Raw genomic sequence first — 21946 nt, 5'->3', positions numbered from 1 at the left:
TTATACTGGAAACTATCTTATGAGCCAAGGACATATCACCGCCAACGGAGTCATTCTTCAGCAGCATGAGATTTCAACTGTGGTGTTCTTGACACAGCAAGGGTTTGATGTGTCACTAATCCCACCGCAGCGCCGCAAGGGTGCGCATACACCAGATATACGCATGCTGGGGCTCGACTGGGAGATGAAGCGCCCCAAGGGCCGGAGTGCGCATACGATCAAGCGGGCATTCAAGAGCGCCTCCAGGCAGTCTTCGAACATTATCTTTGACTTACGGAGTTCTAAGATTCCGGACGAAGCCAATCTGCCTAAGTTGGAGAAGGAATTCGCCGACATACGAAGCGTCAAACGGCTTCTGATCATCACGAAGAATGGGAAAATTGTTGACAAAGCGAAGTGAGTTTGTTACTTTAGGTAAAGAAGAGGCGTCGCCACCGTGGTTCTGCGGAGGCCACGCCTCTTCTTTTTGGTTGAGAAGTCCTTCTGTTGTGCGAGAAGTCCTCGCTAAGTTAGACCAAACAAAAAGTCCCCCGCGGGGTAGCGTGAAAACTACATGCCGGAGACTCTGACGACATGGCGATCAAGCCGTGTCTGTATGTAGCATATGCTTCCTGGCCAGAATGTCAAGAGGCTTTAGAAGGTTTGCTGTTTCAGCAAGCTGACAGATCACGTTTCAGGTGAATTTATCTCTTCATCCCTTACCACCTCAACCATCACAATAGTGCGGTAGGTGCTCATGCGGGTGTGGAGTCCGCGTGGGAGCTGGCTGTGGTCTTGGTAGAAGACGGTGCGCATGGGAGCGTCTTGCCCCGTTATGGTGACGGCCAGGGCGACGTCGTCGGGTTCGACGGGCCCGATGTCGGGCAGCTCAAGCGCCAGGCGGTAGCGGCGCATTGACAGATCACCCTGCGTGGCCTGAGCGCTGACCGCTCGCTCCATGTTGAGCGTGACGTCTCGTGGATCATCGCTGGACGGATAGTGCCAGATTTGGATCAGGGGTGCCTTGGTCGGGAGGCCGACGGTCGTCATCTGGTCGATGACCACCGCCAATTCAGTGCCCTGGCCACCGAGTTGGATGCTCAGCGTTTCGGTGCCCAGGCGTCCGGCGACTTGGGCGAAGTAGACCAGGTCGCGCGCGATCATCGGCATACCAGCATCACTCCAGCGCCGGGCAGTGCGCTGGTCCCGCCAGTCCCCGTCTGGGGAGAGCGCCTCGGCAGTCAGCTGGAGGCGGTCCAGGACGGTGTCGGCCGGGGCCACCAGAGACCAGGCGGCGGCCGCCTCGGTCCGACCGCCATGCTGGTAGCGGGTCAGTTCACGTTGGAACATCAAGAAGGCGTCGAGGAGGTCGTCGCCACCGCAGACCTGACGCAAGGTGGTGAAGGCGCTGAACTTCTGCACCGTCAGTCGGCCGTAGGCCTTGCGCAGGGCCAGCAGCTCGCTCAGCACCTGCCGTTCCAGCGCGACGCGCTGCTCGGCGGCGTCAGCGTCCCCGACCGGGAAGACCTCCTGCGACGGGCGGGACTCGGGTTCCTGGGACGTGCTCATGACCTCTATCTTGACCACCTGTTTCACGCACCGTGCGGCCTTGGCACCGCACGGTGCACTTTTCTGTCACGACGCCAGCGGGAGCGGCGGGCTTTCCTAGTTCTGCCAGGCCGAGCATCCGCAGCCGCGGGTCAGTTCAGTCTGGGTGGCCGTCACGGCCGCAGACATCGTTCGCGGACGGTGTGACGAGATCTGCTCTCAGTCAGAGCGCTCGTCGGTACCGGCCCTCCGCTTCGGAAGGAACTCATCATGGCAACAACCGCTCTCAGTCTCTTCTCACCCGAGCGCACCGGCACGGGGGTGGTGCTCGGCGCTGGCCAGGCGCGACAGACCCGCCGTCAGATCGAGCAGGTCGCGGCCGAGGCGGAGGTCGCCGCCCAAGCCGAGCAGGCCCGCGCCTTCTTGACCTCGCAGGTGTTGACCAACATCGCCACGTTGGTGACGCAGGCCGAGGCGCAGACCCGGATCGCACCGGGTGGGGCCCAGCTGTACGAGGCGATCATCACGGGGTACGCCCTGGGCGCGGGTCAGCGGATCGGGCGGCTGTAGGCGCCGTATGCCATGAGCCGGCGCGACGGGAGTAGCGGGGTGCTCCACCGGAGTAGCGGACCCGCCTGCTGGCTCGGCTCTTCTTCGTATCACTTCGTCTTCTCATTCTTTGGAGGTTTCATCATGATGGCAATCGTGTGGTTGCTGGCGCTTATCGGGCTGACGGTGGTGGTCAGTGTGGCCTGGCTGGTCATCCAGGGCGTGCGGGATGGCCTGGCCGAGCCGCCTCGAACGTCGCCGACGACCAGCGATCCGCCCGCCCTGCCGTGGGCCACCGTCGAGGCGCTGGGCAGTGAGCTGAGCCAGCAGCGCCACCAGGCCAGCCACGCCATGCAGGCGGCGATGGCGCAGGTGCTGCGCGACCAGCAGGCCACAGCTGCCAGCACGGACGTCAGCGGCGGGCAGCGCCCTGCCCAGGATGACCCAACCGGGGATGACTGAGCCGGTCCCGGCGCCCTGCCAGACGAGCCACTACTGCCGACCTGACGCACCAACTGCCGCAACTCGGCCAGCTACGGATCTGGCTCAGGCGGTGCCTAAATAGTCGTGCCAGACCACGTTGTTGCAAAAACTACTACAGCAACTTTCGCTGCCATTAATTGGCGCTGACGTCCAGATTGTTGCCGAGGGCGAATCTGGGCTGGTGACTGTCATGGCTCATGGTGTCGTATCGGTCGGAGTGGCGAGATGAGTGGGGTTGCGCTCGGTGGATGTTCGTGGAATGTATGGGATAAGGGCGATGACATGCCGTGGTGTGAAATGCCAGCGGATCGCTCGCCCGCATGCAAGTAGCTAGTGAAGATAAGGAGGGGCACCTATGAAGCAGAATACGAGACACGCAGCATCAGGTGCTGCCGGAACGGTCGCCCGCCGAGATGAGGCGGCCCCTGGCACTGGCGCATCAGTCAGGGCTATCCCTGGTCTGCCACCCGGCGGCTTCCGCACCATCCTGGCAGATCCACCGTGGCAGGCACAGAGTGGTGAGGCGCATTACCAGACGATGAGTCTGGAACGGATTATGGGGATGCCAGTGGTGGAGCTGGCAGCAGCGGATGCGCACTTGTGGCTGTGGACGACCAATGCCCTGCTGCCCAGGGCGTATGAGGTGGCCCAGGCCTGGGGGTTTACGGCACAGAGTCCGTTGACCTGGGTGAAGTTCCGACTGGGCCTGTCAGGACGGTACCAATTGCGTAATGCCACGGAACAGTTGTTGTTCTGCACCAGAGGGAAAGCCCCACTGGGCAGCCATTCCCAGCCAACCTGGTTTAACGCACCCGTCACCGAACATTCTCGTAAGCCGGCGGAGCAATTCGCCATCATTGAACGGATCAGCCGAGGACCATTCCTGGAGCTGTTCGCCCGCCGGCGGCCGGAATCCAACCAGGACTGGGCGATCTGGGGCAATGAGGTGGTCTCCGATGTGCGGATTCCGGGGTATGGGGTGGCGCGGTATAGCGGACGGGTTGCCGGAGATGGCAATACCAGCCATTCACACCGGAGGAGCGGATCATGAGAGGAATCAAACATGTCGGACAATGGCGGGACGCGCTCGCTCGCGGCGAGGTTCTGGAGGAACTGTCTGTACCTATTCGGCGGCGTCGTGCTGTTGACCTGGACGATGAACCTGATCTGCCAATACTGGTGGGCGATCGCGGTCGTCGGCGTCATCGCGGCCATCGTGGTCGGGGTGCGCTGGTATCTCCGGCGGTGGTAAACCGACGTCGACGGGGGCGAGTGTCATGAGGCGCCGGAAGAGTGCGGCTCGTCAGCCACGGTATCGGGCGGTGGCGTCGTGGCGCCAGACGGTAGATATCGAGGGGCTGGCGCGGGCGCTGCTGATGCTGGCGCTGCACCGGGCTGGACACGACGTCGCCAGCCGTACGCCGACGGCCCAGCGAGCCGACACCAGCGCGGATCACCCAGGTGGAGGCCAGTCATGAGCCGGGTCTGGCGGTGGCAGGAAGTCGCCTGGCGGAGTCCGCTGACGCCAGCAACCGCTGTGGCAGCGATGGAGCGCCTGACCACGGCGACCGAGCTGGGCCCGATCGTGCTGGAAGTACGGGCCTGGTCCGATGGCGTGCGCTGGCTGATCGGCTGCCGACCGGATCGGGCTGCGCAGCTGAGGCACGTTCTGACGCACCAGCTTCCGGTACAGGTGTTCCAGCCTGAGCATCGACGGACTCCAGTCGCCCACGCTGTGCGGTTGCAGGTGCGCCGTGACCAGGTCAGCGCAGATAGCGAGCGGATCATGGCGGCGACCCGGGCGCTCTACGCCACGCTGAGCGACCTGAGCGGCGGGCAGCACGTCGTGCTGCAGCTGGTCATCGGTCGTCGCCTGCCGTCGTCGTTTTTCACGGCGCCACCCGTGCCGGGCTGGCGAGAGCTGCTGCTGGGTACCTCCATCCAGAAGCCCGCAGCCCGTCCGGCCACGGCGACTGACGAGCAGCATGGCGCCATGGCCTGCCTGCGCCTGGGAGTCACCGGAGCGCCGCAGCAGGCCCATCGATTGCTCTCGCAGGTGCTCGGGGCGCTGCGGACGGTCGAGACTACTGAGGCTCGGTTTCGCTTCAGCGCTGACGCCTCGGACAACCTGGCGCGGGCGACTCGGCCGTGGCGCTGGCCGCTTCGGCTGCGATCTGGGCAGCTGGCAGCCGTCTGCGGCTGGCCGATCGGTGAGCCACCGTTGCCGCTGCTGGGCGATCTCCATCCGCGTCAGCTACCACCACCAGAGGGGCTGGTCCAGGCGGATCGGGTGATCGGCCGAGCCAGTGCACCGGGGTGCCGCCAGCTCATCGCGATACCGATCCACGACGCCGCCTTCCACACCCACCTCCTGGGGCCGACCGGGACCGGTAAGTCGACGGTGCTGCTGTCGCTGGCCCTAGCTGATGTCAGTGCGGGGCGCGGTGTGCTCCTGATCGACCCCAAGGGGGATCTGGCTATCGACCTGTTGGCTCGCATCCCGGCGGAGCGACACCGCGACGTCGTCGTGATCGATCCGACCAATCCCGCACCGGTCGGCCTGAACCCGCTGGCTAGCCCTGCCAGCCTAGCGCCGGTCACCGCTGATGGGGTTCTGGGGATCTTGTCAGCGCTGTTCCGGGAGCACTGGGGTATCCGCAGCGCTGATGTGCTCAGTGCCTCGCTGCTGACGCTGGCCCGCACGCCGGGGGCGAACCTGTTATGGCTGCCACCGCTCTTGACCGATCCGAGCTTCCGGCGCCGGATTGTCGCCGCGCACGATGATCCGCTGGGCACCGGTGCCTTCTGGTCGGCCTATGACGCCAAGACACCGCAGGCCCAGGCAGCTGAAATCGCTCCGGCGCTCAACAAGTTACGGCAGCTGATCATGCGACCGCATCTACGGGCTGTCCTGGGACAATCTGCGCCACGGTTCGCCATGGCAGATCTGTTTACCCGGCGGCGGATCGTGGTCGTCAATTTGAATCGTGGGCTCCTCGGTGCGGAGGCCGCACGGCTCGTAGGAAGTCTGCTGGTGAGCCAGTTGTGGACACATCTCCTGGCCCGGCAGGCAGTGCCCGCTGAACGTCGTCACATCGTCAGCATCTATATTGATGAGGTCCATGACTTTATCAATGGGCTGCCAGGCGATTTGTCTGATGCGCTTGCTCAGGCTCGCTCCCTCGGTGGGGCCTTCCATATGGCGCACCAGTACCGGGCACAACTCACGCCAGCAATGGTGCAGGCCATCGACACGAATGCCCGGAATAAGATCTACTTCGGTATGTCCGGTACTGATGCTGCCGCTGCCGCGCATCTGGCACCAGAGCTTGATGCCCAAGACTTCATGCAACTGAAGACATACCACGCCTATGCCAGCGTCATGCAGCGTGGGCAGTCCACTGGCTGGATCTCGATCGCGACCAAGCCCGCACCACCAGCCAGGCAGGCGCCCGCTGCGCTGTACGCCGCCAGCCACGAGCAATACGGCGTGTCAGCGGCTCAGACGGAGCGCGAGCTTCGCGCCTTGACCGGATCAGGTGATCCGCCCGACCTGCAGCCGAGACCACCAGATGAACCCAGCGGACCCGCCCCGATCGGGCGCCTGAGGCGGGAGCCACCGTAGACGGCCCGGGCGACGGACGGGCAGACGGATCACTGCCGTAAGCCACCGCCAGCTGTCCCCGGACAGTCGCCAGAAGGCCGCCACCAGTGGCGGTGACTGACCCCGCCACGGCGGCGTCTCGTGACCCAGCGCCAGCGGTACCACCGGACCTAGATCACTACACCAAGGAGAAAGGAGACCAGTCATATGAACCAGAACCTCAATCCACTCGCGGTGCTCGATCACCCGATCTACCGCCGCCTGATGGACCTCCTGCGTGTCCATCGCTTCGCCACTACCACACAGCTGGCCCGGCTGACCAGCGATGGCTACGCCACCATGCGCTCAGCCACTCGTCAGACGCTGCGCCACCTCAACCGCCTCCTGAAGGAGCGACTGGTGCTGCACCTGGAGCGCCGCATCGGCGGCTGGCAGGGCGGCTCTAGCGCGAGCATCTGGGCGCTGACCACCAGAGGACTGCACGCGCTGACTGGGCAGACACTGCGTATGCGCAACCAGGCGGTATCGACCAGCTTCCTAGCCCATCTGCTGGCGATCACGGAGACGCGGATGATCATCGATGAGACCGTTCGCCAGCTGCCGGATACCACCGCTCAGATTGTGGCAGAGCCGGATTGCTGGCGTCACTACCTGGGAACTGGTGGGCAGACCGTGACCGTGCGGCCGGACCTATTCGTCGTCGTGACCGGCCCCGATTACCAGGACCACTACTTCATCGAAGTCGATCGCGATACCGAAAACCCGGCCCGGGTTATCTCCGCCTGCCACCGCTACCAGGCGTACTACGCCACTGGTGCCGAGCAGCGGCATACCGGCGTCTTTCCCATAACCCTGTGGGTGGTGCCCCATGACGTGCGCCGCGAGCAGTTGTGGCACTACATCACGGAACAGCCGGATCTGGATTCGCGCCTGTTTGCGGTGATCACTGCTCAGCAGATCGCAGAGACCATTACTGGTGGGCCACCGAGCAATGAATATGTGAGAGGAGGTGCCGTATGACGCAGTATCCCGACGACATTGACGCTCCGCAGTCGCCGCAGCGGCATCCGGCTGCCGGGCTCGATGGATCTCCAGCGGCTGAATCGGGTGACGCCCTGGACAATTCGGCCGAGGAGAGTGTCAATGGAAGTATGAAAGGTCAATCATTGCCAACGGCAGCAGCAGAGCCGATCGGGCTCCTGGCCCGAGAACTCATGCCCAAGCGCGCTGTGTCCTACCTGCGGGTGTCGACCCGTGAGCAGGCCGAGCGCGGTGGGAGGGAGGAGGGCTTCTCCATCCCCGCCCAGCGGGCGGCCAACAAGCGCAAGGCCAAGACCGTCGGCGCGACCATTGTCAAGGAGTTCGTCGAGCGCGGCGCCTCGGGCACCTCCACCCGCCGCCCGGCCCTGCAGGCCATGCTGCGCTACCTGGAGGAGGCCGTCGCTGATGGTGAGACCATCGACTACGTCATCGTCCACAAGCTCGACCGCCTAGCACGCAACCGCGCCGACGACGTCGTCCTCAACCAGCGGTTCGACGAGCTCGGCACCCGCCTGATCTCCACGTCCGAGAACATCGACCAGACCCCCGGCGGCATGCTGCTGCACGGCATCATGGCCAGCATCTCGGAGTTCTACTCGAACAACCTGTCGAGCGAGGTCAAGAAAGGCATGAGCGAGAAGGCACGCAACGGCGGCTGCATCGGCAAGGCGCCCCTGGGATACCGCAACACCACCACGACCAGTAACGGCCGCGAGGCCCACGTCGCCACCATCGACCCGGACCGGGCCGAGCTCATCACCTGGGCCTTTGACGCCTACGCCACCGGCAGATACACCCTGAAGTCCCTGACCGCCGAACTCCAGGACCGCGGCCTAACCACCCAGGCCACCGCCAACCTGCCCTCCCGACCCGCCTCCGTCCAGTCCCTCCACCGCATCCTGTCCAACCCCTTCTACACCGGCCAGGTCGTCTACCGCGACTGCCTCTACCCCGGCACCCACCAGGCGCTGGTGGACCAGCAGACCTTCCAGCAGGTCCAGGCCATCCTGGCCGGCAAGGTCAACGGCGAGCGAACCATCCGCCACCCCCACTATCTGAAGTCCACTGTCTACTGCGGCATCTGCCACTCTCGCCTGATCATCACCACCGCTAGACCCAAGAAGACCACCTACCAGTACTTCGTCTGCCTGGGCCGCCACTCCAGAAAACAGCCGGACTGCACCTTCCACGCCACCCTGACCGAGACCGTAGAGGACGAGGTTGAACACCTCTACCAACGCATCCACCTGCGGCCCACCCTGCGCGAGGAGCTGGAACAGGCACTCCGCCGCCAACTAGCCCGCATGATCCAGGACACCCAGCAGCAGCTGACCCAGATCACCGCCACCCAGCAGAAGCTAGAGCACCAGCAGCACAAGCTCCTCCAGGCCCACTACGAGAACGCCATCCCCGTAGAGCTACTACGCAAGGAACAACAACGCATTGCCCACAGCCTAACCGCTGCCAACCATCGTATCCAGACCCTGGAACAGGACCTAGGAGATAAAGAAGAACTAGTTAGCCAAGCACTAGACATCGCCCAGCACATGGCCAGTGCTTACCACCACGCACCCAACCACATCCGACGCATGCTCAACCAGCTGCTCTTCGAGCACGTCTACCTCGTCCCCCACGACGACACCAGACAGCTCACCACCACCGCCACATGCATGCCACCCTTCGACAGCATCCTAGGCCTGGGCGGGGACGAGGACGGGAACTGGAGCTCAGGAAGCACAACAGGTCTCGACGAGAACAAGAGCCAGTACCGTGACCAGTCCCACACACCACAGCCACCAGGCACAGCACGGACCCTCCCAGTACCACGGGGTCACGAGGTCGCAGGGGGTCATGAGGTCGCAAACACCAGACCTGGCATGCAGCCTCCGAACCAGCAGAGCTGCCCCAAACCACCAAAAACCGTCCAGAACAAGCCGTGTTCAACCCAAAAACCCACGTCTGAGGTCTCTCAGGACGTGGGTTTGAGTGTCGAACACTTGGTCGGGGTGGCGGGATTTGAACCCACGACCTCTTCGTCCCGAACGAAGCGCGCTACCAAACTGCGCCACACCCCGTGTTGCAGCGCGCCAATACTAGCGGCACGAGCGCGCTGTTGCGAAATCCTCCGGCTGAGTCCTGCGTCTCACTCCTGGCTGGTCCCGGCCTTCTCCTGGCCCTCACCCGGCTCCTGGGCCGGCACGAGCGTCAGGAGCGTGGCCTCCGGGCGGCACGCCAGGCGCACCGGTGAGAACGGGCTGGTGCCCAGGCCCGCCGAGACGTGCAGGAACAGTCCGGGCTGCGGTAGTGGCCCCAGCAGGGCGCGGTCCCCGTGGACGCCGCGCAGGGCGTCTCCGGGCCAGGTGGACAGCCCGGAGGCCCGACGGCGGTCCAGGTCGCAGTTGGTGACCAGGGCCCCGACGCCGGGCAGGCAGATCTGGCCACCGTGCGTGTGCCCCGCCAGGACCAGGCTCACGCCGTCGGCCGCCATGGTGTCCAGGACCCGCGTGTAGGGGGCGTGCGTCAGCCCCAGGCGCAGGTCCTGTCGCCGGGCGTCCTGGACCGCGGGCAGGCCTACCGCTTCCGAAGGACCCCGGTGCGCGCCGGTAGTGGTCCTGGCGGTCCCGCCGCTCGCGCCGGGGGCGGCGTCCGCCCGGTGGCGGCCCCGCCCGGAGGCGGGGAAGACGTCCCGCTTGGCGTGGGGGTCGTCCACGCCCACCAGGTCGATCCGCCGTCCGCGGACCGTCAGGCTCCCGCGCGTGTTCGTCAGGTCGACCCACCCGCCCCGGGCCTGGATGTCGTGGACCTCCTGCCAGGGCAGCTCCTGGATCTCCGCCTGCTTCTCCGGGGAGTCGGCGGTGCGGGGGTCGCGGCGCAGGTAGCGCGTGGGGGGGCGGAAGACCGTCGTGAAGTAGTCGTGGTCGCCCATGACGAAGGCCCCTGGCAGGTTGAGGAAGGGCTCCAGGGCCCGCTCAAGGGGCTCGACGCCGGAGGCGAAGGACAGGTTGTCCCCGGTGTTGACCACGACGTCGGGACGGGTGCCCGCCAGTGAGCGGACCCAGGCCACACGGGCCTCGGTGTGGTCGGTCAGGTGCAGGTCGCTGAGGTGGAGCAGGCGGATAGGCTCCTCGCCGGGGGCCAGGACCGGGACCTGGATGCGGCGCAGGACGTACCAGCGGGCCTCCAGCAGGCTGTAGCCCAGGGTGACCGCGCCCAGGCCGACGCCCAGCCCAATACCCCGTGCTGTGATACCTGCCACTCTGCTCAGGGTCCGGCCGGGGCGGCGAGCGTGGGGCGCGGCCCGGCGGTCACTGCCCGCAGGCGTGCGCCCCGTACCAGTACCCGCCATCTCAGCTGTCCTCCTCGTTGCGCACGGCCGGGACGGTGCCGACGCCTGCCAGGCCCCCACCTCCTGAGGTGCCGCCTGCGGAGAGCTCGGTGGTGCCCGCCGAGACGCTGCCGCTCTCCTGGCCTGACGGGGTGGCGCCACCGGTCGGCGTCGTGCCGGTGGGTGCACTGGTCGGGGCGCTGGTGGGCTGGGTGATGTCAGCGGACGGGGTGCTGGCCTGGAGCGTGGCCTCGAAGGTGCCGCTGGTAGGCGCCTCGGTGGCCACGGAGGTGGCTCCCCCGGTGGCGCTGCCCGGGGCCGGGGTGGTGGCCTCGCTACTGGCCTCGTGCGTGGTGCCCTGGTCGCTGGTGGAGCCGCTGCCCGCGGTGTTGGAGGCCCCGCCGGCGCCCAGGCCCACCTGGTTGAAGGCCTGGGCCGGCTGGCCGGCCAGGGCGCTGTCCATGTAGGTCTTCCACAGGGATGCCGGGGCGTCCGAGCCGTACATGGTGGAGTAGTAGTGTCCACCAATGGTCTGGTGGGCCATGGTGTAGTAGGCGTCGGAGTGCCCCAGCCAGACGGCGGTGGAGAGCTGGGGGGTGAAGCCCACGAACCAGGCGTTGTCCATTTCCTCGGTAGTGCCGGTCTTGCCCGCGCCCTGGCGTCCGGCCAGGGCGGCGTTGGGGGCGGTCCCCTTGGAGGTCAGCACATTGGTCAGAGTGAGAGCCACCTGGTCGGCGGCGGTGGCCTCCAGGGCCTGGGAGCAGTCCGCGCTGGGTACCGCCATGTCGTTGCCGGAGGCGTCCTTAATGGAGTTAATGGCAATGGGCTTGCAGTAGACGCCGTGGCCAGCGAAGGTGGCGTAGGCGTTGGCCATGGCCATCGGGGTGACCTCCTGGGCGCCCAGGACGATCGAGGGACGGGCCTCCAGCTCGGATCCGTCGGTCTTGGTCACCCCCAGGGTGGCGGCCAGCTTGGAGACGTCGCAGATGTCCAGCTGGGCGAGCATTCTGACGTAGCCCACGTTAATGGACATGGCCGTGTTCTGGATGACGTTGTGGGTGCCGCCCTCGCTGCTGTTGGAGTTTCCCACCTTCCAGTTCTCACCTGCCAGCCGTGAGCCGCAGGCGGTGAACTGACTCATATTGAACACGGTGGGGTCGGTGTTCATGGAGGCGTAGCCCGACTTGTGCTGGGCGTACCACTCGGCGAGCACAAAGGGCTTGAAGGCGGAGCCGGGCTGGAATCCGTTGGATCTCAGGCCCCCGTGCTTGGCGTCGGCGGCGAAGGAGATCTGGGTGGCCGAGGGGTCGGACGCGGTGGAGTCGCCGAAGTTGGTGTTCTGCGCCATCGCCAGGATCTTGCCGGTACCCGGCTCCACCGAGACCAGGGCGGCCTTGACGTCGGAGGGGTCGTTGGTGGGGACGTAGGCCTGGACGGCGGAGTTGGCGGCACCCTGCTTGCCCCGGTCCAGGGTGGTGGTGATCGACAGGCCGCCGCGCAGGAGGAGCTTGCGCCGCTCCGCCAGGGAGGCCCCGTAGAGGTCGGAGTTCTCGATCTCGCCGACCACGTAGTTGCAGAAGTAGGCCGCGTCCCCGGCGGTGCCGCAGCCGCCGACCTCGTTGGTCACGTGCAGCATGGAGTCAATGGTGGTGGCCACCCCGGCGTCGTGCTCCTCCTGGGTGATGAACTGCTCCTCCAGCATCTTCTCCAGCACCCAGTCCATACGCTTCTTGGCCTCCTCGGGGTGGGTGATGGGGTCGTAGGCGCTGGGGGCGTTGGTCAGGCCGGCCAGGAGGGCCGCCTCGGGGATCGTGAGCTCCTTGGCGGAGTGGGAGAAGTAGTGCTGCGCGGAGGCCTCCACGCCGTAGGTGGAGGGGCTGAAGGCCGCGATATTGAGGTAGCCCTCGAGGATCTTCTGCTTGGCGTCGGGGTACTTCTGCTCCAGGGTCAGCGCGTACTTGATCTCCCGGAGCTTGCGGGCCGTCGTCTTCTCCGTGGCCGCCTTCATGGCCTTCTTGTCGTTGGACTGGGTGGCCGCCTCCACCAGGACGTTGCGCACGTACTGCTGGGTGAGGGTCGAGGCCCCCTGGGTGGAGCCGTCGTTGCTGTTGGACACCAGGGCGCGCAGGATACCGGTGGGGTCGACTCCCTTGTGCTGGTAGAAGCGCTTGTCCTCGACCGCGACGATCGCGTGCTGCATATTGATGCTGATGTTGTCCAGGGAGACCACAATGCGGTTCTCCGCGTAGAACTGCGCGATCTCGGTGCCGTCAGAGGCCTTCATGACCGAGATCTGGGAGGGGGACAGGATGGTGAAGTCCTCGGGGAGCTCGTCGAAGAACTCCTTGGAGGCGTTGGTGATCGCCGAGGTCGCGCCGACGAAGGGAGCTGCGAAGCCCGCCGCCAGGATGCCGCCCGCCGTCGAGAGGAGCAGGAAGACGAGCACCAGGGACAGGGCCTTGACCGGGCTGATGGGGCGTCGCGAGGAGGAGGACATGCCTCCAGCGTACGTGGAAGGTGGCCGGTAGTGCTGTGAGGTCGCCCGGTGGCGTCGCGGGGAAATCGTCCGGGGCGTCGGCGTCCGGGGTCAGGGGGCGACGGCGGCGGGCACGGCGCGGCGGTCACCGGACCGGGCCGCCCGGGGCGGGACGTCGAGCGGGCGGCCTGGCGCCCCGACCGCTTTCCCGCACGGTTGCGGGGATGGGCGGGGCTTTCGGGTGATGTGTCGGCGGTCGCGGCGCCCCCGTGCCGGGGTCCGGGGCGGCCGGGGTACCCCCGTCTTCGCGGCGGCGACCGACCGGATGGCGGATTTTGTGTCGGGAGCCATTGTGATCTAACGTCTATGTGATGCGGCTGACAGTGGCTTCGATCGTAGAGAGGGGTAGAAGTTATGGTGAGTGACCCAACCTGGGCAACGCGTGCGGCCTGTGCCGGAATCGCGCCGGACCGTCTCTTCGGGAAGGGGGCGGAGCAGCGGGACGCGCGCTCGATCTGCTTCAGCTGCCCGGTGCGCATGGAGTGCCTCATAGAGGCGCTGGAGACCGAGTCCGTCTTCGGTGTCTGGGGCGGGCTGACCGAGCGTGAGCGACGCGCCCTGGTGCGCAAGTACCCCGACGTCACGGACTGGTCGGCCTGGCTGCGCCAGGTGGACAACGAGATGCTCGCTGAGCTGCGGGCCCGGCGTGCGCCGCGGATCCTCGCCCGCACCCGCTGACGCCCGTAGGGTGGGGGCATGACTACCTGGGAGTACGCCACCATCCCCCTCCTGACCCACGCCACCAAGCAGATCCTCGACCAGTGGGGCGCTGACGGCTGGGAGCTCGTGCAGGTCGTCCCCGGGCCGACCGGCTCGGAGAACCTGGTCGCCTACCTCAAGCGCCCCCGCGCCTAGCGCCTCGACGTCGTGGTCGTGCACCTGCCCGGTGCGCGACCACGAGGGACGGGCACGCCGGCGACCTGCGACGACGCGGACCTGGGGCGAGGTGCCCACACCCGACGGGGGGAGGGAGCGGACGTGCGACCACGTGTGTTCTCCGTTAGAGAACCTAGGTCCTAGGACCTAATTTTGGACCGCTTGCCCTCCGATCTGTTTTCTCTGTCAGAGAACTACTTATGCGGCTCCGGCCTCCTGCGAGACGTGCCGTCCCTGGTGAGGGACCCCCGGTGCGGGGCCCCTCACCAGGGACGGCGGACCGGGCAGGCCGCAGTCGCCAGGACCCGGGTAGGCCGGAGCCTGGCTGACGGTGGTTCACGCTGGCCTGCCGGCCCTGGGTGAGACCGGAGCCCGGAGCCCGGAGTCAGCGAGCGCGGCGGCGCAGGCGGTCGACGTCGAGCAGCGTGACGGCGCGGCCCTCCAGGCGGATCCAGCCGCGCGAGACGAACTCCGCCAGCGACTTGTTGACGGTCTCCCGGGAGGCGCCCACCAGCTGGGCCAGCTCCTCCTGGGTGAGGTCGTGCGGGACGTGGATGCCGTCGTCGGTGGTGGAGCCGAAGCGGTCGGCCAGGTCCAGCAGGGCCTTGGCCACACGGCCCGGGACGTCGGAGAAGACCAGGTCGGCCAGGGCCGTGTTGGTGCGGCGCAGACGCTGGGCCAGGGCGCGCAGCATGTCCTTGGCCAGGGCCGGGTGGGTCTCGATAAAGCTCATGAGCTGGCCGTGCTCCAGGTTGAGCAGCTCGGTGGGCGCCACCGCGGTGGCGGTGGTGGAGCGCGGGCCCGGGTCGAACAGGGTCAGCTCGCCCACGATCTCGCCGGGGCCCAGGACCGCCAGCAGGTTCTCGCGGCCGTCAGGACTGGTGTGACCGAGCTTCACCTTGCCCGACACGAGGATGTAGAGGCGGTCGCCGTCCTCCCCCTCGTTGAAAAGGGTCTCCCCGCGGCGCAGGGTGGTGCGCGACATCATGCTGCGCAGCTCGTCCTGCTCCTCGTAGGTCATCCTCTCAAAAAGGGGGATACGGGCGATGATGCTGTCTTCCACGAAGGACCTCCTGTAATGATGGTCGGCCAGCCCTGCGTTAACGGGCAGCCCTGTTCCTATCCTGCCATGGCTTGTGACATATGGCACGCCGCCGTGCATTGTAGTCTCACTGTGGGTTAGGTCAAATACTGTACGAAGGAGCTCGATGGTCACGCCAGTCGTGCCGGCGCCTGCGCCGGCCTCAACGCCTGCGCCAGCACGGTGTTCGCTGCCAGCACTCCGGGCCACCCCCGAGACGGCCGCGGCGGTCGACGAGGCGCTCATGGTCCTCTACCCCGACGCGACCTGCTCCCTGGTCCACCGCGACGCCTACGAGCTCCTGGTGGCCACGGTCCTGTCCGCCCAGACCACCGACGCCCGCGTCAACACCGTCACCCCCGCCCTCTTCGCCTCCTGGCCCGACGCCGCCGCCCTGGGGTCCGCGCGGGTGGAGGACGTGGAGGACGTCGTCCGGCCCCTGGGGATGCAGCGCACCCGCGCCCGGCGCCTGGTGGCCCTGGGCGCCGAGCTCACCGGGCGGTTCGACGGCGTCGTCCCGGCCACGCGCGCCGAGCTCACCTCCCTGCCGGGCGTGGGACGCAAGACCGCCAACGTGGTCCTGGGCAACGCCTTCGGTATCCCGGCCCTGACCGTGGACACGCACGTGGGCAGGCTGTCGCGGCGGCTGGGGTGGACCCGGCACACCGATCCCCTCAGGGTCGAGCGCGACATTGCCGACCTGTGGGAGCCGTGGCGCTGGACCGACGGCTGCCACCGGCTCATTGCCCACGGGCGGCGGGTGTGCCGCTCCCGCAGGCCCGACTGCGCCAGCTGCGCCCTGCTGGACCAGGGGCTGTGCCCCCAGGCCGGGCTCTGAGGCCACTGGGGCCCGGGGACGCCACCGCGGCTGCCCCGCCCGGGCTCTGAGGCGCCTACCCGACCTCGGCGAGGAAGGGCAGGAGGGCGTCCACCAGCTGGGTGGGGGCCTCCTCGGCCGGGAAGTGCCCCACCTGCGGGACGGTCACCTGCCGCAGCGTGCCTACGACGTGGTGGGTGTCACGGGCGTAGGCCTGGGCGGGCTGCAGCGGGTCCACCTCCCCCTGCACGGACAGGACCGGGACCGACACCCTGCGCTCCAGGGTGCTGGACTCGGCGCGGCTGAGCCTCCTGCGGCGCACGGTCTCCAGGGCGCAGCGTACGGCGCCCGGACGGGCCAGGAGCTCGGCGTAGTACCCCGCCCCCTGCGCCACGGCGTCGCCGTAGGCGGCCCCGGCCCAGGAACGCAGCAACCGTTCCACGCCCGCCCGGGTGGACAGCCTGCGCTCGTACAGGTGGGGGATCCTGAAGGCCGTGGTCTGCAGGGCCGTCCCGGAGAAGGCCCGCCCGCGCAGGGAGCGCACCGCCAGCGGGTGCGGTGCCCCTACCGGTACGATCCCGGCGACCGTGCCCGGCTGTGAGGAGGCCAGCGCCCAGGCGACCTGCCCCCCGTAGCCGGCGCCCACCACCACCGCCCGCTCGTATCCCAGCGCCCGTACCAGCCTGGAGGCGTCCTGGGTCGTGGTGGACAGGTCGTAGCCCGACGGCGGGCGGTCGCTCCCGCCGAAGCCGCGCAGGTCCGCGGCCGCCACGCGGTGACCGGCCTGGGCCAGGGCGGGGATGACGTGGCGCCAGGCCCACCAGCACTCCGGGAAGCCGTGGAGGAGGAGGACCAGGGGCTGTTCCGGGGCCGCCTGCGTGCTCTCCAGGCGCAGGGGCGCCTCCGGGCCGGCCAGGGCCACGTGGAAGCGGGTGCCCCCTGCGGTGAGGTCGCGGTGGGTCCAGGGGCCGGGCAGGTTGACACGCACAGGCATGATTGCAGCCTAGCCGTCTTTAAGGCGGACACCCTGCCCGGGGCGCCTCCGGGCCGGGGCGCCGGGCACGTCCCCGACCGCCCCGGCTGCGTCGCGTGGGGGCTGCCGGGGCGTGCCGTGGTCGGATACAGCGGGAGTCCCGCGGACCCGTAGGCTCCTGAACGCCGCGCGTGTGGTCGGATCCCTGCTACAGCAGGAGTCCTACGGCGACGTAGGCCGCCGTGCCGCCTACCAGGGACAGCGCCATACTGCCTCGCCACAGGTGCAGGCCGGCGGTCGTGCCGATCCCCACCAGCGGGGGCAGCCAGCTGGAGGGGGCCGGTCCCACCTCGCCGACCGTGTAGGCGATCAGCACCACCATGACCCCCAGGGGCATGGCCCGGGTCAGGAAGGTGAGGAGAGGGACGTCCTGCTTACGGCGCAGGAGCACGAACGGTGCCGCACGGCAGATGTAGGTAATGACCGCGACCACAATGACGGCCAGGCCGATCTGCGGGTTACTGGGCACGGGCCCCACCACCTGTGCCGTCCGGGTCCTCGTCCTCAGGCGCTCCTGGCAGGGGCGCCCGACGACGTCGGTACAGGTAGAGCAGGCTCAGCCCGAGGGCCAGGAGGGCCAGGGACACCAGCAGCGGTGCCGAGCCCCCGACGAGGACGCCCCCGCCTCCCGCCGCCACCCCCACCAGGAGCACGGCCAGATCCGGGTGGTGTCGCCAGTTCTCAATCGCCAGGACCACGAACAGGGCCGTCAGGACGAACCCCAGGAGGGTGACCCGCTGCCCCAGCAGGTCCGCCAGCCCCAGCCCCACCAGCGCCCCCGCCGTGGTGCCCAGCAGCCAGGAGACCTGGGCCGCCGCCTCCACCGTCAGGACGTAGCGGCTGCTCATGGACCCCTCGTCCTTGGACGACAGGAGGGCGAAGACCTCGTCGGTGATGGCGTGCACGGCGTAGGCGCGCCAGCCCCCTCGGGCGCGGACGCGCTGGAGGGGGAATCCCAGGCCGTAGAAGACGTGCCGCCCCGAGACGAACACCGTGGACAGGGCGATGGCCGCCAGGGGCTCACCCGTGGCCGCCAGGGGCACGAGGACCATCTGCATGGTCCCCGAGTAGATGACCAGGCTCCACACCGGCGCCCACCACCAGCTCAGGCCCTGGGCCACCAGCAGGGTCCCCGCCGCCGTGCCCAGGGTGAGGTAGCCGACCACCACCGGTACGACGTCGTGCAGGGCGTCCCGGCAGGTGGTCAGCCCCGGTACGGTGGTGGCGCCGGGAGGCGGCGTCGGGCGCGTTGTGGCCTCAGACACGGCGGACGCGGTCAATGACCTCCTGCTCGCGGCGGCCAGCACGACGGGCAGTGTGTGAGACGAGTCCCACCATGATCATAAAGACGCCAAAGGATACGAACTTGCCGCTGGCGGCGTCGTGCCACAGGTAGGTGGCCAGGTCGACCCCCAGGTCGGAGTGCGTGCTCAGGTGCTCCAGGGTCGGGGTGAGCACACTGGTCATGACGCCCGGGAGGAGCAGGAAGGGCAGGCCCAGCACCACGGAGACGGCGCCAATCACGAAGCTGCCCAGGGAGGAGCGCTGCGCCATCCACAGGGCCAGGGCCAGGCAGGCCGCGCCGACCAGGAGCGCCACGAGACCGCTGGCGGAGAAGGCGAAGGACAGCCTCGCGGCGGCTGCGGTCTGGTGGGCGGCGCCCAGGTGCAGGAAGAACCAGGCCAGGGGGACCAGGACCACGGCGACCAGGACCGAGGCCCAGTGCACGGCGGTGCGCGGGGCCAGCTGGCCCACGACCGAGGAGCCGTCAAGGAGGACGTCGTCCTCACTGCGCTCACCGGTGGGCACGGGGGTGCGTCTGAGCCAGGGTGGCATGGTGTCCGCGGTGTCCGTGGCCGCCGCGGGCACTGAGGCCGCCGAGGCCGCCGCAGCGGGTGAGGCGGGGGCGGCGGGCGCGGCCGCTGGGCCCGGCTCCGGGGAGTGGGCGGAGGCGGCGTGGCTGGTCGCCCTGGCAGGTCCGGGCGCCAGCTGGTCGATGGCGGCCTCGGCCGGGGGGGAGGCCTGGGCGTCACGGTCGCTGATCGCCTCGGTGAACAGGGACCGACGGCGGATAGCGGTGGAGTCCGGTGAGTCCGGTGAGTGGGTGGTGGCCAGGCGCCCGGAGCGCTCACTGCGCGTGCGGGGAGCCGGGGTGGGAGGCTCGTCGGCCCGTACCGGCAGGTCGCCGGCCTGGACCGGCAGGTCCCTGGCGGGGTTCGGGCGGCCTGACCGGGAGGTGACGGAGGGTGCTGAGGTGGCCGAGGGGGCGGAGCCCGGGCCCGCTGAGGGGGTGACGGGGGCCGCTGAGGGCGCGGAGCCGGTCGAGGGGGCCGAGGGCGGGGAGTCGGGGGTGAACAGGGACGTCGGCGCCGCCGGTGCCACCGGCGTGGCCGAGGGCGCTGAGGGAGCCGAGGGCGCGGAGTGCGGGGCGAACACGGGCGGGTCGACCGGGCCCGCCGAGCCGGCCCGTGGCGCCGAGGGCGCGGAGCGGGAGGTGAACACGGGGGCTGACCCCGGTCCCGGACGGGGCCGACGCCGCGGGCCGGCTGAGGCGGCACCGGGCGGGGTCGTGGAGCCGGCGGAGGCGGTACCGCCCGGGGCGGGGCGACGGCGTACCGGGTAGGAGGGGGGTGCCCCGTCGGCGCTGTGCGCGGGGCCGGGGACGTCGCCGTCCTGGATCAGGAGGTGCCGGTCGTGCGCCTCGGTGCCCGGGGAGGCGGGGGTGGCGGCCGTGACCGTCTCAACGACCCGGCCGGACTCGTCCAGTACGGGCACGATGTCGGGAGTGATCAGCTCGTCCGGGGTGTTGGCGGGGGTACGCGGGTTGTCAGTGCTCAAGAGGCCCTCCTTCTGCGTGACACCGTAGTGGTGCGGGGGCCGCGAGCGCGGGAGGCGTGCCGGAGCGGCGGTGGGTGATCTTCCCGTGGCCTGGGGGCTGACGCGGGTGCGTCGGTGCCCCCTGGTCGACACCCTGGCCCCTGTGCCGGGCCCTGCTGCGGGGCGAGTGCCCAGGTGGGGGCCCGGGTCGGGCCCGGGGCTGTGCGTCAGGCCTCGCGGGCGTGCAGGGCGGCGGTGCCCAGGGAGTGCGCCGACCCTGCTCAGGCCTCGCGGGCGTGCAGGGCGGCGGCCTGGGCGGTACGGCCCTGGCGTCGGGCGGCGTGGGCGCCCCATCCCAGCGTTGACAGGAGGATCCCCATGAGGACCAGGGTGGTGCCGGTGGGGTCCTGGGGCAGGAGCGGGGCGGCCGGGCCGCTGGGGAGCAGGGAGCCCCACAGGAGGCTGGGCAGGCCCGCCAGGATGAGGACTGTCCCGGTCACGCGCGCTCCCAGGGTCGATCGGGCGGTCCCCGCCGCTGCCAGGAGCAGGATGAGGGCGCAGACCAGGACGTAGCCGTAGCCGGTGGCCAGGGGCCCGTCCTGACGCAGCAGCAGCACGACGGCACCGGCCGCGGCCAGCGTCAGCACCCCGGAGAGCAGGTGGCTGCGGCGTCGCGAGGGCGGGGCCGCCGGTTGCTGACCCATCTGCCGGTCCTGCGCGGCGAGCTGACGGGCGGTGCGGGCCTCGGCCCGTCCTGCCCGGCGTGCCTGGCGCATTCCCAGGCTCCCTCCCAGCAGCAGGGCCCCCACGTACAGGCTGTGGTCCACCGATATGGTGGTGAGCCACCACTCGGGCAGCTGCCTGGGGGAGGTGGCCATGAGCTGCGGCAGGCTGGTGGCCAGGGCGGCGACCCCCCCGACGAGCCCTCCCAGGGAGGAGCGGCGCGCGAAGGAGATCTGGGCCAGCAGGCAGGCGGTGCCGATGACCGCCATGGTGATGACCGCCTCCGTGTGGTCCCCGGTCATGACGTTCACGAAGGCGCCCCTGGCTCCGACCAGGACCAGGGCTACCAGGGCCAGGCTCTCGGCGCAGACCAGGAGGTGGTCGCGGCGTCGCCCCTGGGGAGGGGTGGCGGGGAGTCCGCGTGAGGGCGTCGGGGGTGCGGGGATGGTGGTCACAGACTGATCCTAGTGTGGTGTGGGACAGTGGGGCCGTGGTTGGTATTAGCACGGGCCCACGACCCCTGCCAGGTCCGGGGCCAGCTCCGGGGCCGGCCTCGGGGTCGGCCCTGAGACCGCCGCGGTCGGCTCCGGGGACGGCCGCGCAGCCGCGGGCCGCCTCTGCCCTGGTTCCCGTCCTGCGTGCCCTGGCCGCCCAGCCCCGGGTGGTCCGGGCCCAGGAGGCCCTGGACGAGGCGACCGCCGCACTGCGCTGGAACGAGGCCCTGCGCCGTCGCTGGCGGGAGGCGCGGGCTGAGGCCTCTGTGCGCTGCGCCGTCGCCTCCGGGGCGGTCGAGGGGGCGCCCGTGCCGGCCTCCCTGCTGCGTGAGCACGTGGCGGCCGCCGACCTGACCAGGCCGACCAGCGCGGACCCCGCGCTCGACGCCGTCGCCGGGATCTGGCGGGCCGGGACCCGCCTGGTGGCCTGGATGCCTGACCTGCGCGGTGACCTGCGTCCGACCCAGCCGAGTGCCCGGACCCTCCTGGCGACCCTCCACCGTGACGTCACCGGGCCTCTGGCGAGTGCGGGGGTCATCCCCCTTGGTGAGGTGGGTGCTCCTCGTGAGGAGGCGATGCCCCTGCGTGAGGGGGGACCGGGTGACGCGCCCCGTGGCGGGGCTCTTGCCGCCCGCCTGGACCCCCTCCTGGAGCTCATTGAGGCCCCCGGCCTGCCCGCCCTGGTGCGTGCTGCCGTCGTCCACGGCGAGCTGATCACGGTCCGTCCCTTCACCTCCGGCAACGCCGCCGTGGCCCGCCTGGTGGTCAGGCACCTGGTGACCCGTGACGGCCTGGAGCCCACGGGCACAGCGGTGGCCGACCAGTACGCCGCCCAGGCCCCCGGGGCCTACTCAGCCGCGGCCCGGGCCTACGCCTCGGGGACATCTCAGGGGGTCACCGACTGGATCCTGTGGCAGGCCGAGGCGCTCCTGGTGGGGGTCACCGAGGCCCAGGCGCTGTGTCGTGCCGTCCAGGCGGGGACGACGGCGTAGCGGCGCACCACCCAGGGGCGGCCACGGCTCCTCGATAAGGAGTTAGTC

At 69.0% G+C, this 21946-nt stretch carries 21 protein-coding genes and 1 tRNA gene; 11 read left to right on the top strand and 11 right to left on the bottom strand.

The window, feature by feature from the left end; genetic code table 11:
• Positions 1-19: 19 nt before the first annotated feature.
• Positions 20-400: a hypothetical protein gene (locus tag JJJ15_RS05475; RefSeq protein ID WP_200511710.1), complete on the top strand. Its 381-nt coding sequence runs from the start codon at positions 20-22 to the stop codon at positions 398-400.
• Positions 401-666: 266 nt separating this feature from the next.
• On the opposite strand, the gene JJJ15_RS05470 is transcribed toward JJJ15_RS05475, so the two are convergent.
• Positions 667-1548: a hypothetical protein gene (locus JJJ15_RS05470; RefSeq protein WP_200511709.1), complete on the bottom strand. Its 882-nt coding sequence runs from the start codon at positions 1546-1548 to the stop codon at positions 667-669.
• A 249-nt stretch (positions 1549-1797) separates the two neighbouring features.
• Between JJJ15_RS05470 and JJJ15_RS05465 the strand changes: the two genes are divergently transcribed.
• The 6 genes from JJJ15_RS05465 (at position 1798) to JJJ15_RS05440 (ending at position 7183) form a co-directional block, all read left to right on the top strand.
• The gene (locus tag JJJ15_RS05465) at positions 1798-2097 is read left to right on the top strand and encodes a hypothetical protein (RefSeq protein ID WP_200511708.1); all 300 of its coding nucleotides are present in this window, start codon (positions 1798-1800) and stop codon (positions 2095-2097) included.
• A gap of 123 nt (positions 2098-2220) precedes the next feature.
• Positions 2221-2538 carry a hypothetical protein gene (locus tag JJJ15_RS05460; protein ID WP_200511707.1) on the top strand — a complete coding sequence of 106 codons (318 nt, stop codon included), beginning with the start codon at positions 2221-2223 and terminating at the stop codon, positions 2536-2538.
• 376 nt (positions 2539-2914) lie between these two features.
• Entirely contained in the window at positions 2915-3610 is a 696-nt protein-coding gene (locus JJJ15_RS05455) for an MT-A70 family methyltransferase (protein ID WP_246742165.1), read from the top strand.
• Between the two features lie 12 nt (positions 3611-3622).
• Positions 3623-3811 (top strand): hypothetical protein, encoded by a 189-nt coding sequence (locus JJJ15_RS05450; RefSeq protein WP_200511706.1) that lies wholly within the window; start codon positions 3623-3625, stop codon positions 3809-3811.
• A gap of 222 nt (positions 3812-4033) precedes the next feature.
• Positions 4034-6184 carry a type IV secretory system conjugative DNA transfer family protein gene (locus JJJ15_RS05445; RefSeq protein WP_200511705.1) on the top strand — a complete coding sequence of 717 codons (2151 nt, stop codon included), beginning with the start codon at positions 4034-4036 and terminating at the stop codon, positions 6182-6184.
• A 186-nt stretch (positions 6185-6370) separates the two neighbouring features.
• Entirely contained in the window at positions 6371-7183 is an 813-nt protein-coding gene (locus JJJ15_RS05440; RefSeq protein ID WP_200511704.1) for a replication-relaxation family protein, read from the top strand.
• Positions 7184-8037: 854 nt separating this feature from the next.
• Here the strand turns inward: JJJ15_RS05440 and JJJ15_RS12980 are convergent.
• The 4 genes from JJJ15_RS12980 to JJJ15_RS05415 form a co-directional block, all read right to left on the bottom strand.
• Positions 8038-8433 carry a hypothetical protein gene (locus tag JJJ15_RS12980; protein ID WP_246742164.1) on the bottom strand — a complete coding sequence of 132 codons (396 nt, stop codon included), beginning with the start codon at positions 8431-8433 and terminating at the stop codon, positions 8038-8040.
• Positions 8434-9202: 769 nt separating this feature from the next.
• Positions 9203-9279, bottom strand: a tRNA-Pro gene (locus tag JJJ15_RS05425).
• Positions 9280-9347: 68 nt separating this feature from the next.
• Complete coding sequence (locus JJJ15_RS05420; protein ID WP_246742163.1) at positions 9348-10460, bottom strand: metallophosphoesterase; 1113 nt, start codon at positions 10458-10460, stop codon at positions 9348-9350.
• A 91-nt stretch (positions 10461-10551) separates the two neighbouring features.
• On the bottom strand, positions 10552-13026 hold the full coding sequence (locus JJJ15_RS05415) for a transglycosylase domain-containing protein (protein WP_200511702.1): 2475 nt from the start codon (positions 13024-13026) through the stop codon (positions 10552-10554).
• A 393-nt stretch (positions 13027-13419) separates the two neighbouring features.
• Here JJJ15_RS05415 and JJJ15_RS05410 point away from each other — a divergent pair, with 393 nt between their 5' ends.
• Positions 13420-13743 (top strand): WhiB family transcriptional regulator, encoded by a 324-nt coding sequence (locus JJJ15_RS05410; RefSeq protein WP_200511701.1) that lies wholly within the window; start codon positions 13420-13422, stop codon positions 13741-13743.
• Between the two features lie 18 nt (positions 13744-13761).
• A complete protein-coding gene (locus JJJ15_RS05405; protein ID WP_106109811.1) occupies positions 13762-13920 on the top strand; it encodes a DUF4177 domain-containing protein in 159 nt (52 codons plus the stop codon).
• A 406-nt stretch (positions 13921-14326) separates the two neighbouring features.
• Here JJJ15_RS05405 and JJJ15_RS05400 read toward each other — a convergent pair whose 3' ends face one another.
• Positions 14327-15004, bottom strand: a complete 678-nt coding sequence (locus JJJ15_RS05400) for a Crp/Fnr family transcriptional regulator (RefSeq protein ID WP_106109810.1) — start codon at positions 15002-15004, stop codon at positions 14327-14329.
• A gap of 145 nt (positions 15005-15149) precedes the next feature.
• Between JJJ15_RS05400 and nth the strand changes: the two genes are divergently transcribed.
• Complete coding sequence (gene nth / locus JJJ15_RS05395; protein WP_200511700.1) at positions 15150-15860, top strand: endonuclease III; 711 nt, start codon at positions 15150-15152, stop codon at positions 15858-15860.
• Positions 15861-15915: 55 nt separating this feature from the next.
• On the opposite strand, the gene JJJ15_RS05390 is transcribed toward nth, so the two are convergent.
• From JJJ15_RS05390 to JJJ15_RS05370, 5 genes are all read right to left on the bottom strand, one after another.
• Positions 15916-16833: an alpha/beta hydrolase gene (locus JJJ15_RS05390; protein WP_200511699.1), complete on the bottom strand. Its 918-nt coding sequence runs from the start codon at positions 16831-16833 to the stop codon at positions 15916-15918.
• A gap of 187 nt (positions 16834-17020) precedes the next feature.
• Positions 17021-17341 carry an AzlD domain-containing protein gene (locus tag JJJ15_RS05385; RefSeq protein ID WP_106110741.1) on the bottom strand — a complete coding sequence of 107 codons (321 nt, stop codon included), beginning with the start codon at positions 17339-17341 and terminating at the stop codon, positions 17021-17023.
• A complete protein-coding gene (locus JJJ15_RS05380; protein ID WP_200511942.1) occupies positions 17331-18080 on the bottom strand; it encodes an AzlC family ABC transporter permease in 750 nt (249 codons plus the stop codon). Before JJJ15_RS05380 ends, JJJ15_RS05385 begins: the two co-directional genes overlap by 11 nt.
• A gap of 49 nt (positions 18081-18129) precedes the next feature.
• Positions 18130-19710 carry a hypothetical protein gene (locus JJJ15_RS12975; RefSeq protein ID WP_246742162.1) on the bottom strand — a complete coding sequence of 527 codons (1581 nt, stop codon included), beginning with the start codon at positions 19708-19710 and terminating at the stop codon, positions 18130-18132.
• A 260-nt stretch (positions 19711-19970) separates the two neighbouring features.
• On the bottom strand, positions 19971-20867 hold the full coding sequence (locus JJJ15_RS05370; protein ID WP_200511698.1) for a hypothetical protein: 897 nt from the start codon (positions 20865-20867) through the stop codon (positions 19971-19973).
• A gap of 35 nt (positions 20868-20902) precedes the next feature.
• On the opposite strand from JJJ15_RS05370, the gene JJJ15_RS05365 reads away from it, so the two are divergent.
• Positions 20903-21898 (top strand): Fic family protein, encoded by a 996-nt coding sequence (locus JJJ15_RS05365; protein ID WP_246742161.1) that lies wholly within the window; start codon positions 20903-20905, stop codon positions 21896-21898.
• Positions 21899-21946: the final 48 nt, after the last annotated feature.

Origin of the sequence: Actinomyces sp. HMT897, from assembly GCF_016626125.1 — a bacterium.
In the GTDB taxonomy this organism is placed as follows: domain Bacteria; phylum Actinomycetota; class Actinomycetes; order Actinomycetales; family Actinomycetaceae; genus Actinomyces.
The sequence above is the reverse complement of the archived record's forward strand: the minus strand, read 5'-3'. Positions and strand labels throughout refer to the sequence as shown.